General features: G+C 74.2%; 14 protein-coding genes. All 14 read right to left on the bottom strand.

All coding sequences use genetic code 11. From position 1 onward, the window contains the following. Positions 1–18: 18 nt before the first annotated feature. The 14 genes from AB0F72_RS14350 to AB0F72_RS14285 are packed head-to-tail and all read right to left on the bottom strand — an operon-like array spanning position 19 to position 12,529. Positions 19–1,044: an SDR family oxidoreductase gene (locus AB0F72_RS14350; RefSeq protein WP_360430302.1), complete on the bottom strand. Its 1,026-nt coding sequence runs from the start codon at positions 1,042–1,044 to the stop codon at positions 19–21. A 1-nt stretch (position 1,045) separates the two neighbouring features. Further along, positions 1,046–2,275: a beta-ketoacyl-[acyl-carrier-protein] synthase family protein gene (locus tag AB0F72_RS14345; protein WP_360430301.1), complete on the bottom strand. Its 1,230-nt coding sequence runs from the start codon at positions 2,273–2,275 to the stop codon at positions 1,046–1,048. Next, on the bottom strand, positions 2,272–2,526 hold the full coding sequence (locus AB0F72_RS14340; RefSeq protein ID WP_360430300.1) for an acyl carrier protein: 255 nt from the start codon (positions 2,524–2,526) through the stop codon (positions 2,272–2,274). The genes AB0F72_RS14345 and AB0F72_RS14340 overlap by 4 nt, the downstream gene beginning before the upstream one ends. Positions 2,527–2,528: 2 nt before the next feature. Beyond that, positions 2,529–3,770, bottom strand: coding sequence for an acyl-CoA dehydrogenase family protein (locus AB0F72_RS14335; RefSeq protein ID WP_360430298.1), 1,242 nt, complete (start codon positions 3,768–3,770; stop codon positions 2,529–2,531). 8 nt (positions 3,771–3,778) lie between these two features. After that, positions 3,779–5,026, bottom strand: a complete 1,248-nt coding sequence (locus AB0F72_RS14330) for an aspartate aminotransferase family protein (RefSeq protein WP_360430296.1) — start codon at positions 5,024–5,026, stop codon at positions 3,779–3,781. Then, a complete protein-coding gene (locus AB0F72_RS14325; RefSeq protein ID WP_360430294.1) occupies positions 5,023–5,475 on the bottom strand; it encodes an SRPBCC family protein in 453 nt (150 codons plus the stop codon). Before AB0F72_RS14325 ends, AB0F72_RS14330 begins: the two co-directional genes overlap by 4 nt. A gap of 23 nt (positions 5,476–5,498) precedes the next feature. Then, positions 5,499–5,996: a hypothetical protein gene (locus AB0F72_RS14320; RefSeq protein WP_360430292.1), complete on the bottom strand. Its 498-nt coding sequence runs from the start codon at positions 5,994–5,996 to the stop codon at positions 5,499–5,501. Then, entirely contained in the window at positions 5,993–6,949 is a 957-nt protein-coding gene (locus AB0F72_RS14315; protein ID WP_360430290.1) for a hypothetical protein, read from the bottom strand. Before AB0F72_RS14315 ends, AB0F72_RS14320 begins: the two co-directional genes overlap by 4 nt. Further along, a complete protein-coding gene (locus tag AB0F72_RS14310; RefSeq protein ID WP_360430288.1) occupies positions 6,943–7,704 on the bottom strand; it encodes an ABC transporter permease in 762 nt (253 codons plus the stop codon). Before AB0F72_RS14310 ends, AB0F72_RS14315 begins: the two co-directional genes overlap by 7 nt. After that, the gene (locus AB0F72_RS14305) at positions 7,701–8,642 is read right to left on the bottom strand and encodes an ABC transporter ATP-binding protein (RefSeq protein ID WP_360430286.1); all 942 of its coding nucleotides are present in this window, start codon (positions 8,640–8,642) and stop codon (positions 7,701–7,703) included. Before AB0F72_RS14305 ends, AB0F72_RS14310 begins: the two co-directional genes overlap by 4 nt. Further along, positions 8,639–9,556, bottom strand: coding sequence for an ABC transporter permease subunit (locus AB0F72_RS14300; protein WP_360430284.1), 918 nt, complete (start codon positions 9,554–9,556; stop codon positions 8,639–8,641). The genes AB0F72_RS14305 and AB0F72_RS14300 overlap by 4 nt, the downstream gene beginning before the upstream one ends. Beyond that, on the bottom strand, positions 9,553–10,365 hold the full coding sequence (locus tag AB0F72_RS14295; protein ID WP_360430282.1) for an ABC transporter permease subunit: 813 nt from the start codon (positions 10,363–10,365) through the stop codon (positions 9,553–9,555). Before AB0F72_RS14295 ends, AB0F72_RS14300 begins: the two co-directional genes overlap by 4 nt. Continuing rightward, positions 10,362–11,474 carry an ABC transporter ATP-binding protein gene (locus AB0F72_RS14290; RefSeq protein WP_360430280.1) on the bottom strand — a complete coding sequence of 371 codons (1,113 nt, stop codon included), beginning with the start codon at positions 11,472–11,474 and terminating at the stop codon, positions 10,362–10,364. Before AB0F72_RS14290 ends, AB0F72_RS14295 begins: the two co-directional genes overlap by 4 nt. After that, on the bottom strand, positions 11,450–12,529 hold the full coding sequence (locus tag AB0F72_RS14285) for an extracellular solute-binding protein (protein ID WP_360430278.1): 1,080 nt from the start codon (positions 12,527–12,529) through the stop codon (positions 11,450–11,452). Before AB0F72_RS14285 ends, AB0F72_RS14290 begins: the two co-directional genes overlap by 25 nt. Positions 12,530–12,868 lie beyond the last annotated feature (339 nt).

Raw genomic sequence — 12,868 nt, 5'->3', positions numbered from 1 at the left:
GGCGGGTCAGGGCCGCGCTCATCCCGGTGCGATCAAGGCCCACGGCTGCGGCAGCCGGGCCGCGAGCCGAGGCTTGGTCTCGGTCCAATAGCGCACCGAGGCGACCAGGACGGCCGCCGGGTCCTCGACCGGCCGGGTCGGCGTGAACGGCTCGGGCATGCTGGTGTAGCTCTCGAACATGCCGAGCAGGTCGACCGCGCCGCGCTGGATCGGCGACAGGTACTGGTCGGCCAGCGGCAGGAAGAACCGGTGCCAGCGCCGCCGCGAGATCAGCGGCGGCGGCTCGATCGGCGGCACGCCGTGCCGGGCGCGCCAGTCGTTCAGCTCGCGGCAGGTGATCTCGACCAGCTCGGCCAGCCGCAGGCTGCGCTCGCCGCCGGCCACCACCTCGATCACCGGGCGCTGCGGCGGTGCACCCAGCGCGGCCCCGGCGATGACGTCGGCGACCTGGTCGACGGGCGCGATCTCGGCGTACCCGCCCGGGTCGCCGACCACCACCGCGGCCAGCCCGGAGACCAGCGACTGGAGCAACGTGTAGGGCCCGCTGAACCGGCGGATCGCGCCGTCCTCCCGGCGGCCGAGGATCAGCGGTGGCCGGACCACGGTGACCGGGCCGCGGTGGCGGTCCAGCAGAATCCGCTCGACGGCCGCCTTGGACCACTCGTAGCCGTTGCGGAAGCCGTCGAACGCGTCGGCCCGGTCGTCCTCGAGGCGCGCGCCACCGACGTACGACGTGGAGACGTGCACCAGGTGGGTGTCCGCGCCGGCCAGCGCGAGGACCGCGTCAAGGGGGACGATGTTCGCCTCCCGCGCCTCGTCCCGGGTCATCGTCCAGCGGGTCGACGCCGCGGCGTGCACGATCACGTCCCACGGCCCGCGCACCCCGGCCGGCGGCGGTTCGGCGCCGATCCGCCAGACGGTCACCGTGTCGTCGCCGGCCGGGCGGCGCGCCACCCGGACCAGCTCCGGCCCGCCGGGCGTGGCCAGCCGGCGGGCCACCTCGACGCCGACCACACCGGTGGCCCCGGTCAGCAGCACGCGCACGTCAGGACTCCGGGATCAGGACGAGGGACGCGTTGTGCCCGCCGAACCCGAAGGAGTTGGAGATCACCGGGCGGCCCTGTTCGATCCTCCGCGGTTCGGCGCGGACCAGGTCGAGCGGGGAGCCGGGGTCGGCGGCCGTCAGGTTGGCGACCGGCGGCACGACGCCGCGGGTGGCCGCCAGCAGCGCGGCGATCGCCTCGAAGGCGCCGGCGCCGCCGATCATGTGGCCGGTCACGCCCTTGGGGGCGGTCACCACCGGCGCCCGGTCGCCGAAGCAGAGCGCCAGCGCGGCCGTCTCGGCCCGGTCGTTCAGGGGCGTCGCCGTGCCGTGCGCGTTGACGTGCCCCACGTCGGCGGGCTCGACCCCGGCGTCGGCCAGCGCGGCCGTCATGCAGTCGGCGGCCACCGTGCCCTCGGCGATCGGGGCCACGATGTGGAAGGCGTCGGTGTTGCTGCCGTACCCGGCGACCTCGCCGTGGATCCGGGCGCCCCGGGCCCTGGCGTGCTCCCAGCGCTCCAGCACGAGGAAGGCGGCGCCCTCGCCCATCACGAACCCGTCGCGGGAGACGTCGAACGGCCGGGAGGCGCCGGCCGGGTCGTCGTTGCGCATCGACAGCGCGCCGATCCGGGCGAAGCCGGCCATCACCATCGCGCCGATCGGTGTGTCCACGCCACCGGCCACCGCGGTGTCCACCTCGCCGGCCCGCAGCTTCAGGACCGCCTCACCGATCGCCGTCGCGCCGCTCGCGCAGGCGGTGGCGTAGGTCAGGGCCGGCCCACGGCAACCCTGGCGCAGCGCGATCCAGGCCGCCGGGGCGCTGGGCATCAGCCGCGCGACGGTGTCGACCGGCATGCCGCCCGGCTGGGCGTCGTGCGCGCGGGTGATCGCGGTGGTGGCGAGGATGCCGCCGAGCCCGCTGCCGACGAACACGCCGGTCCGGTCCGGGTGGATGCCCGCGTCACCGGCGTCGGCGACCGCGTCGGCGGCCGCCGCGACAGCGAGCTGAGCGGCCCGGTCGAGGCGGCGGGACTCGCGGTGGGTGAGGTAGGCGGCCGGGTCGAAGCCGGGCACCGGGCACGCGAACGTGACAGCGATGCCGCGGTCGACCAGCTCCGGCACGGGCACCGCGCGCGACCGCCCGGCCAGGAGGCAGGCGAAGGCGTTCTCGACGCCGGTGCCGGCCGGCACCTTCACCCCCAGCCCGGTCACCGCCACCCGGACCCGGCTCACGGCTGCGCCGCCAGCCGCCTGGTCAGCAGGTCGATCGCCTGCCCGACCGTCTCGATCCCGGCGAGCTCGCGCAGGTCGAGGCGGACACCGAGCGCGGTCTCCAGCCGGGCGCCGATCTCCATCAGCTCCAGGCTGTCGATGTGGTATCCCACCTCGAGGTTGGTCGACTCGTCGATCTCCTCGACCGGGGCGCCGACCACCTCGGCCACCTTCTCCCGTACGAGTGTGGCGAGTTCCGCTCTGGACCGCATCGTCATCCCCTTTCGTCGGTTCCGGCGAGGTCACCGGCCAGCCGCGGCGCGTGCTCGTCGAGGTCTAGGTACGCCGGCAGGCCGAGGGCGTCGCGGCCCAGGTACTGCAGCGTGGGCAGGCGGGTCGGCGGGTGGAACCGGACGGCCTGCGCGTCCCGCCAGAGTCGTTCCAGCGGGGTCGACCGGCCGTACGCGACCCCGCCGCACACCTCCGCCAGCGCGCCGACCGCGGCCGGGACCACGTCCATCGTCTGCTGCTTGACCGCCAGGCAGGCGGGCAGCACCGCGTGCGGCGCGGCGCCGGCGTCCAGCTGCCCGGCCAGGTGCGCGCACGCCGCCTCGAGCGTCAGCAACGGGGCGACCTGGGCGCCCACCACGTCGTGCACGCTGGGCAGGTGGGCGCGGGGGACGCCGAGGTGGTGGACCGACCCGCGGCCGAGCAGATCACGGGCCGCCGCCACGGCCGCCCGCGCGAGCCCGAGGTAGCAGGCGGACGCGGTGAGGCTGAACCAGACCACACCGGCGGCCAGCACGTCGTCCTGCTCGTCGCCGGCCGGGGCCCGGTAGAACACCAGCTCCTCGGGCACGTGACAGTCGGTGAACACCACAGTGTCCGAGCCGGAGCCGCGCATCCCGAGGGCGTCCCAGGACCGCCGGACGCTCAGCCCCGGCGCGCCGGTCGGCAGCAGCGCGACCACCACGTCGCGTCCGTCGCCGGCCGGCACCTCCATCTGGAAGGAGACCAGGTCGGCCTCCCCGGCCAGCGAGCACGGCCGCTTGGTGCCGGACACCAGCCAGCCCTTCGGCGCCGGCCGGGCGACGAACGTGGACCGGCTCACCGAGCCGCCCAGGTTCGGCTCCGCGAACGCCGACGCGAGCAGCCGCCGCTGCTCGGCGATCGCCTCCAGCAGCAACCACGACACGTCGGCGCGGCGGCGCCAGTGCTCGACCATCAGACCCACCGAGAACAGGTGCATGTTGACCGCGATGGCCAGCGCCGGATCGGCCGTGGCCAGGCGGAGCTGGGCGGCGCAGCACTCCAGCAGGGTCGCGCCGCCACCGTGGAAGTCCGCCGGCACCGGCATGCCGGGCCAGTCGGCGTCGCGCAGCAGAGCCAGGCCGGCGGCCGGCGGCCGGCCCGCCCGGTCGGCCTCCTGCGCGCCGCCGGCGATCCCGGCCAGCACCGGGTCGGGGAGGAACCGGGTGACGTCCGGCCAGACGGCCCCGTACGGATGCATGTCCATCGGTCTTCCTAACCGTTGCGGACCAGGCGGCCGGCGTCCTGCACGGCCTTCGTCAACACGCCCACCGCCTGCTCGACGTGCCCCGGTTCGGCGACCAGCGGCGGGAGCAGGCGCAGCGTGGAGGGGCGGCTCAGGCACGGCGACACGACCAGGCCGTTCTGCAGCACGCCCAGGATGACCTCGCCGGCCAGCTCCGGGCCGGCGAAGTCGAGGCCCCACAGCAGGCCCCGGCCGCGGACCTCGACCACGACGTCCGGGTGGGCCTCGCGCAACGCGTGCAGCGCCTGCGACACCTGCGCCGCGAGCCGTTCGCCGTGCGCACGCCGTGACTCCAGGACCTCCAGCACCGCCGGGACCGCCGCCGTGCACAGCGGATGCCCGCTGAAGGTGGCGCTGTGCAGGAACGGGTTGGTGGCCAGCGGGCGGTAGAGATCGTCGGTGCAGAGCATGGCCGAGATCGGTACGACGCCACCGCCGAGCGGCTTGCCGACCAGCACCGCGTCGACCGGTAGTCCCCACTCGCTCACGACCAGCGGCGGCCCGCAGCGGCGCAGCCCGGTCTGGATCTCGTCGGCGACGACGTATCCGCCGGCCGCGCGCATGTCGTCGCACCAGCGGCGCAGCACCGCCGGGTCGAGCGGACGCACCCCGTTCTCGCCCTGGACCGGCTCGAACACCAGGGCCGCGACGTCACCGCGGGCGGCCTCCCGGGCCACCGCGCCGGGATCGTCCGGGGCCACGAACGTGGTGCTCGGCAGCACCTCGCCGAGGCCGGCCCGGAACGCCGCGTGGTGGGTCAGGGCCAGCGCGCCCAGCGACTTGCCGTGGAAGCCGCCCTCGACCGCCACGATCCGGGGCCGGCCGGTGCGTACCCGGGCCAGCTTGACCGCCACCTCGACCGCGTCCGACCCGTTGAGCCCGAAGTGGACCCGGGGGAACGCCCCGCCGAGGTAGTCGGACAGCGCGCCGGCCGCGGCCGTGTGCGCCGGGTTGCCCATCGACCGGGTGGCCGTCGGCATCACGTCGAGCTGGGCGCGGACCGCGTCGACCACGGCGGGATGACGGTGGCCGAGCAGGGTCACCGCGTACGAGCCGAAGTCCAGCAGGCGCCGCCCGTCGGACATGGTCACCCACACGCCGTCCGCGGCGACCTCGACCGCCCCGCGGCCGGCCAGCTTGGTGGCCAGCGCGAGCGGTGGCGACAGGTGGTCCTGGATGGCGCGGAACACCCGGGCCGGCTCGGCGCCCGTGGTCATGGTTGGGCCGGGTGCGTCACGGCGGCCCGCTCGCCGAGTTGTCCGAGGATGCGCCGGGAGTTGTCCTCCAGGGCCCGCGCGGCGACCGGGTTGAGCATCTCGGCCATCAGCGGGATCCCGATGTCGAACTCGACGCGCAGCTCCACGGTGCAGCCCTGCTCGTGCTCGGTGACCTGCCAGTGGCCGAAGAAGTAGGCCAGGTCGCCCTCGGTCTGCCGGAACTCGATGCGCCGGCGGTCCCGGTCGATCAGCTCCTCCTCCTGCCACTCCAGCAGGGAGCCCTTGAGCAGCACCGCCCAGTCGCTGAGCCGGCGGTCGCCGTCGCTCTCCACGATGCGGATCTCGCTGACCTCCTCCATGTACGACGCGAACGACTCGGTGTCCAGCAGCGCCGTCCAGACGCGGTCGGCCGGCTGCTCGGTGGTGTGTTCGGTAATGACGATCGGCACGGCGTCCTCCTCGGTCGGCGGGTTCAGAACTCCCACTGGTTCCAGTCCAGGGGCGGCAGGCCGTGCTCGGCCCGCAGCCGTTCGATGTCGCGGCCGATGCGCACGGTGGGGAAGTAGCCGGTGGCGCTGCGGACCACCGGGATCTCGATCGGCAACCGGGACCACAGGGCGGCCACCGGCCCGGCGATCAGCCCCCGCGCGGTGTCGGCGTCGTCGCGGGTGGCGTCGGCCGGGACCGGCAGCGCGTGCAGCGCCTCGGCCGCGTCGCCGCCGGCGAAGGCCAGTTCCAGATGCCGTTCCAGGTCGGTCGGCGGCCCGACGTACCCCCCGGCGACCTGGTCGCAGTACACGACGGCACGCAGCACGGTGGCGCACGACTCCACGCAGACCGCCCAGTCCTCGTCGTCGTACGCGGCCTCGACGTCCTGTGCCGTGCTCTGCACCGCCATCGCGTACTGCCACGCCGCGCCGGCGCCGTGGGTCAGCACCCAGGTCAGGTCGTTCCCGGTCTCCTCGCTCATCGCAGCACCTCCGCACACGCCGACGGGTCGGCGCGCATCGTCATCTGTCCGGTGCGCAGGGCGTGCAGCAACGTCCCCGCTCCGATCTCGGCGGCCACCGTGGCGACCCGGCCCTCCGCCGCGGGGTACTCCCGGAACAGCCGCCCGTGCCGGGTGAGCAGGTGCCGGGTCCGCCCGATCGCCACCTCCCTGGCCCTGTCGCACCGCTGCACCACGGTCATCGCGAGCGGGTCGCCGAGCGGCAGGCGCAGCACCGCGAGCAGCTCCCGTACCGCCTGTTCGTCGCCGGTGCGGAACCCCGCGCCGGCGACCGACGGCCCGCCCAGCGTGCGCAGCGCCCGCCGGGGCAGCCACTTGTCGCCGGTGGCGAGATCACCGGCGATCCGGCACGCCACCTCCAGCGCCTGCCGCCCGCAGCGATGCCACAGGTACCCGGCGCCGGCCCGCCCGCCGGCCAGTGCCGCGACCGCGGCGAGCTGCACCAAGGTGTCGTACGCGGCACGGGCGAGCAGTGCCACCACGGCCGCGCGGTCGTCCCCGGTCACCAGCGGTGGGCTCCCGTCGCGCAGCGGGAGGGCGGTCAGCCAGCGGGTCAGCTGGTGCTCCACGGTCCGGGCCGGCGGCGTGGCCAGGGCGATCCGGCCGTCCGCGACGGCGACCGAGGTGAGGCCGGCGTACCCGGCGACCGTGCGGGCCGCGATCTCGGCCGGGTAGTACTCCACGTCGACGGTGACGCCGTCGACGAACATGAGGTAGGGCGGGGCCGGCGCGGCGGTCTCCGGCCGGAAGTGGTGGATGTCGACGTCGCTGCCCGCGTTTCCCAGGCCGGCGGCGAGCGAGCCGACCAGGTAGGGATGGCCGCCGTCGAGGACGCTGCCGGCCGCTGCCAGCAGCGCGTCGAGCTCCAGGCCCACCACGGCGAGCGCCTCCTGCACGGTCTTGCCGGTCACCATGCCTCCTTGGGACGGTCGGGGCGCAGGAGCACGGCGCCGACCGCCGCCACCCCCGCGGTCATCGCGCCGAGGACACCGAGCGGCGGCAGCACCCCGGTCAGGCCGGCGCCGTCGGACACGACGGTCTGCAGGCTGCGCATCGCCCAGTACGACGGGGTCAGCGGCGCCAGCGGCTGCAGCCAGCCGGGGAGCAGGACGACCGGCACGAGCGCGCCGCCGAGGCCGGAGAGGACCAGGGTGCCCACGTTGGTCACGGCGGCGAGATGCACCACGGTCCGGCACACCGCCACCGCCAGCACGCTCAGCGCCAGCACGCAGGCGGCGAACACGGTCAGCACCAGCACGAGGCCCGCCAGCGAGCCGCGGACCCGCAGGTCGAACAGGGCGGCGCCGACCGCGAACACCGCGACGAGCTGGAACAGCACCAGCAGGAAGGGCACCACCAGCTTGGCCGTGACCAGCGTGGACGCGGGAACCGGCAGCGTGCGCAGCCGCATCCAGGTGTGCCAGGCGTGGTCGCGGAAGAACGTCATGCCCGCGTGCGCGGCCAGGAACAGCGCGAACATCACCGCGAACCCGGGCACCGCGTGCTCGGCCGCGCCGACGCCGCGGGCGTCCTGGGCCAGCGCGTTCTCGTAGGTGGGCAGCAGCACCGTGATCAGCACCACCGGCATGATCGTCAGCATCGCGACCGGTGCCAGCTCGCGCCGCTGCACCCGCCACTCGTGCCGCACCATGGCGACCAGCGCGCTCATCGGCCGGCCTCCTCTGCGGCCGGGGCCTCGCCGCTGGCCGGACCGGTCTCGCCGCTGGTCAGCCGGGTCTCGCCGCTGGTGAGGCGGACGAAGACGTCCTCCAGGCTCGGCCGGTGGATCGCGACGCCGACCAGGTCCTGCCGCCGGTCGCCGAACCGGTGCAGCACGGCCGGCAGTTCGTCGACCGGATCGGCCACCGGGGTACGGATCGCCTCGACGCCGTCACCGGACCGGAACGTCAGCTCGACAGCCGTCTCGCTGAACCGGCCCACCAGCTCGGCGACGCCGCCGGCGGCCAGCACCGCACCCCGGTGCAGGATCACCACCTCCGCGCCGAGCTGCTCCACCTCGGCCAGGTAGTGGGTGGAGTAGAGCACCGCCGTCCCGGCCGCGGCGAGCGCGCCGACATGGCCGAGGATCGCCCTCCGGGTGACCGGATCGACGCCGACTGTCGGTTCGTCGAGCAGCAGCAACGGCGGCCGCGCGACGATCGCCATCGCGCAGTGCACCCGGCGCTGCTCGCCGCCGGACAGCTGTCCGACCCGGCGGTCGCGCAGCTCGCCGAGCTGCATCATCTCGACCGCCTCGTCCACCGCGCGCCGGCACCGGCCGCCGCGGAGCCCGGACAGCTCGGCCCAGCTGCGGATGTTCTCCACCGCGGTCAGCGGCGGGAAGACCGCCAGGTCCTGCGGCGCGACGCCGGTCAGCCGGCGGGCCGCGCGCCGGTCGCGGGTGACGTCGACACCGCCCACGGTGATCCGGCCGGCGCTGAGCGGGACCAGCCCGGTGACCGCCCGGGCCAGCGTGGTCTTGCCGGCCCCGTTGTGGCCGAGCAGCCCGAGAACGGTCCCGCGGTGCAGGTCGAGGGAGACGCCGTTCAGTGCCGGCCGGTCGTCGTACCGGACGTGGACGCCGTCGACCCGCAGGAAGGGCGTCATGACGCGGTCTCCGCCGGGGTCGCGGCGGCCGGACCGGGGACGACCGGGCCGGAGACGGCTGGACCTGGGTCGGCCGGGCCGGGGACGGCTGGACCGGGATCGGCCGGGTCGGCCGGCGGCGCGGTGCGGCGCCCGCGCCGGTGGACCAGGACCAGCGCGGGCCCCGCGACGGCGGCGGTCACCAGCACGATCAGGGCGGCGGCGGTCATGATCAGCGGGTCGAAGGTGAACCGCAGGCCCTGGAACGACCGCTGCGGCAGCGTCGCCGTCGCGTCGTTGACCAGGAAGATCGCCAGGACCGGCTCGGCCAGCGACTGCGACGCCGCGATCGCCGCCGACACCGCCGCGTACGGCACGAGCGGCGGGGCGACCACCCGCAGCAGGACGGTGTGCCACCGCGCGCCGAGCAGCCGGGCGCTCTCGATCAGCTCGGGGCGCAGCGCCCGCAGCCCGATCCGCATCACCAGGAATGCGAACGGCGCGGCGAGCACGGTCTGACCGAGCACGACGAGGGAGAGGGCGCCGGCCTGGGTACGGTCGGCCAGCAGGACCAGCCCCAGCGCGTAGAAGACGGTCGGGACCACCGCCGGCAGGATCATCAGCCCCGCGGCGAGCACCGACAGGTGGCCGCCCTGCCGGACGTTGGCGTGCGCGGCCAGCGCGCCGACCGCGACGGCCAGCACCGCGACCACGGCCGCCATCAGCAGGCTGCGCCGGGTGGCGTCGGCCCACTCCGGATCGCCGAGGAACGCCTCGACCGACCGGGTGGTCGGCCCGCCGGCCCGCAGCGTGATGGTCGGCGCGTCGCTCAGCCCGATCCACACGACCAGCACCAGGGGCGTCGCCAGGAAGAGCAGGCAGAGGGCGAGCGCCGCCGCGGACAGCCGGCCCCGCCAGACGTCGGAACGGCTCATCGCTGCCGCACCCCGCGGTCCACGGCCAGCGCGCCGCACACCGGCAGCGCCGCCATGACGAACAGCATCAGCGCCCGCGAGGAGGCCTGCCGCAGATCGAAGGTCTCGATGACGTCCTGCTGCACCAGCAGCCCGAGCGTGGTCAGGTCGGGGCCGGTCAGGAACTCCGGCACCAGGTAGAGGTTCAGGCAGATGACGTAGCCCATCACGAACGCGGTGACCAGGGCCGGCGCGACGAAGCCGAGCTCGACCCGGACGAGGCTGGTCAGCGGCCGGGCGCCGAGCATCCGGGCCGCCTCCCGCATCCGCGGGTCGATCCGGTGGAAGCTGTCCAGCAGGATCAGCGCCATCACCGGCATCACCACGTAGACCATCGCCAGCACGGCGGCCGACCGGGTGTAGAGGATGCCGGGCGGATCACCGGGCAGGGCCAGCGCGCTCCACGCCACGGCGACCAGGCCCTCGCGTTCCAGCACCACCAGCCAGGCGAGGATGACCACGAGCAGGTTGAGCAGCAACGGCAGCAGGCTCAGCAGGATGCCCACCACCCGGACCGCCGGCCGGGCGCGGCTCAGCGAACGGGCGACCACGACGGCCGGTGGCAGCGCGATCGCCGCGACCACGACGGCGAGCAGCACCGACCGGCCGGCCGCCGAGAGGCTGTCGCGGACCACCGCACCGAACCGGTCCGGCTCGGCGGTCAGCTCCACCAGCACCAGGCCGAGCGGCACCACCAGCCCGCCCACCATGAACACTGTCACCGCCGCGGCCGGAGCCACCCGGGCGGCCACCCGCCACCGCACGGTCATGCCGCCACGGCGTGCGCGTGCGCCGGTGGCCAGCGCAGGCTGACCCGGTCGCCGGCGCGCCGCGCCAGATCGGCGGAGCCGGCCCCGGCCCGCAGCCGGAGCCCGGTCGCGGTGACCACCGACAGGTCCGCGCTGCGCCCGGCGAACTCCACCGCCGTCACCTCGCACGGCAGGCCACCGGGCTCATCCTCGGCGCCGACGGTGAGGTGTTCGGGGCGGATCACCAGGCGGCACGACGCGCCGGCCGGCACATCGGCGGCGACGCTGGCGCGGACAGTCCGCCCGGGCAGCTCCGGCACGGTGCAGGTCACCGTGCCGGGCCCGGCGTTGCCGGCGACCACGGCGCCGAGCAGGTTGGCGCCACCCAGGAACGTCGCCACGAACGCCGTCCGCGGCTGCGCGTACAGGTCGGCCGGGCGTCCGAGCTGCACCACCGCGCCGTCGACCAGCACCGCCAGCCGGTCGGCCCAGCGCATGACCAGGCCCACGTCGTGGGTCACCATGACCATGCCGACCTTCGAGCGCGCCCGGATGTCCTCCAGCCACTCGGCGAACCGCCCGATCAGGTGCGGGTCGAGCGAGGCGAACGGCTCGTCCAGCAGGACCACCGACGGCTCGCTCAGCAAGGTCCGGACGATGGCGACCCGCTGCCGTTCGCCACCGCTGAGCGAACCCGGGAACCGGTCGGCGTACCCGCCGATCCCGGCCTGTGCCAGTGCCTCGACCGCCCGCCGGCGCCGTTCCTCGCGGGGCACCCCGCGGACCAGCAGCGGGAACGCCACGTTGCTGCGCACCCGCATGTGCGGGAACAAGCCGAGGTCCTGGAAGACCATGCCGACCCGGACACCGCCGGCGGCGCGCTCGCCGGGCACCACGGCCGGCTCCACGACGCCCTCCGCGGGGCGTTCCAGCCCGGCGAGCAGGCGCAGCAGCGTCGTCTTGCCGGCGCCGCTCGGCCCGACCACGCCCAGCCGTTCGCCGGGGTACACCTCGAGACTGACCTCGCGCAGCACCTCGGTGCCGCCCCGCTGTAACGAGACGCGGTCCAGCCGCAGGACGTGCCCGGTGCCGGTGTCGCCGGCCATCAGCCCCGCAACCACTTCGTCCACCGCTGCAACTGGACGTCGTCGTTCTCGCCCCACCACCGGTAGTCGTAGCTGAGCTGACGGGACTTGTTCGGCTCCACGCTGGTCAGCCGGGCCTGGGTGGCCGCGCTGATCTGGTCGACCGCCGCGGGCGCCACCGGCCCGTACCCGGTGCGGTCGGCGAACTGGGCCTGCCGCTGCGGCTGCAGCGCGAAGTTGAGCAGTTGCAGGGCCTGCTGCTTGTGCGGGGCGTTCGCCGGGATGAGCCAGTAGTCGCGCGTGTAGAGGCCCTGGTCCCAGACCACCGTGGGCGCCTTGCCGTCGATCTTCAGGGAGAAGGCGTCCCCGCCGTAATAGAGGCCGATGTCGACCTGGCCCTGCTCGAACAGCCGGCCGCCCTGCGCGCCGCTCTCGTACCAGGCGACCTTGTCCTTGATCTCGTCGAGCTTGGCGTACGCCTGGTCGATCTTCTGGTCGGTCAGCGGGTAGACCGCGCCGGGCTGGACGCCGGCCGCCATCAGCGCGGCCTCGATCACGTAATTGGGGCGGGCGCTCCACATCGCCACCCGCTTCGGGTTCCGGATCGCGTAATCCCAGACGTCGGCCCAGGTGTCAGGGGCTTCGCCGGCGAACTTCGCCGGGTTGTAAACAATGTTGAAAGACCAGTACAGAATGCCCACGCCGTATTCATCGCGGGCGTCCTCGTAAACCTGATCGGCGGGCAGGGCGGAATAGTCGATCTTCGCCCAGAGATTGTCCTTGCGCCCGCGCATGAGCCACGACGCGTCGCCGTGCACCATGTCGATCTCACCGGCCTCCTGGCCGGCCTGCGATTTGACCTTGGCGTAAATGTTCTCGCCGTCGCTGAGCTCGACAACGTCGATCTTGGATTCGGCCTCGAACGGCGTGAACAGCAGCTCGGTCTGCGACTTCTGGAAATCACCGCCCCAGGAGTCGAAAACGATCTTCTCGGTCCCGGCGGCGCCGTCGTCGTCGCCGCCACAGGCCGAAAGGCCGGCCGTGACCACGGCCAACGCCATCACGCCGCCGATGAATCGGCGCACCCGCCGATCGGCCATCAGGAATCCCCCGTTCCGCCCGTGATCCCGCGGGCCTCCGCACAGGGCAAACACGATAGCAGTCAATGCAAATACGTATCCAGACCGAATCTTGGCGGCCGATTACACATCATTGATCTTGAATGGAGATCATCGCGGGAAGGCCCGAGGAAAAGCGAAGGCCGCCGGATCAGAGGGCTCCAGTGAGCTGATCTCAGCGACTCCCCGGGAAGCCCCTGCGCAATGCCGCATAGCATGAGTTGATCTTGGAGTCGTCGCTGGTGAGCGACGAGTCCGGGTGATGCGGCAGCCCTTCGCGGCCGCCCGGCACCGGATCCTCACCTGGTGTGCCGGCGTCCG

Source organism: Actinoplanes sp. NPDC023936 (assembly GCF_040639325.1).
Classification (GTDB): Bacteria; Actinomycetota; Actinomycetes; order Mycobacteriales; family Micromonosporaceae; genus Actinoplanes.
The sequence above is the reverse complement of the archived record's forward strand: the minus strand, read 5'-3'. Positions and strand labels throughout refer to the sequence as shown.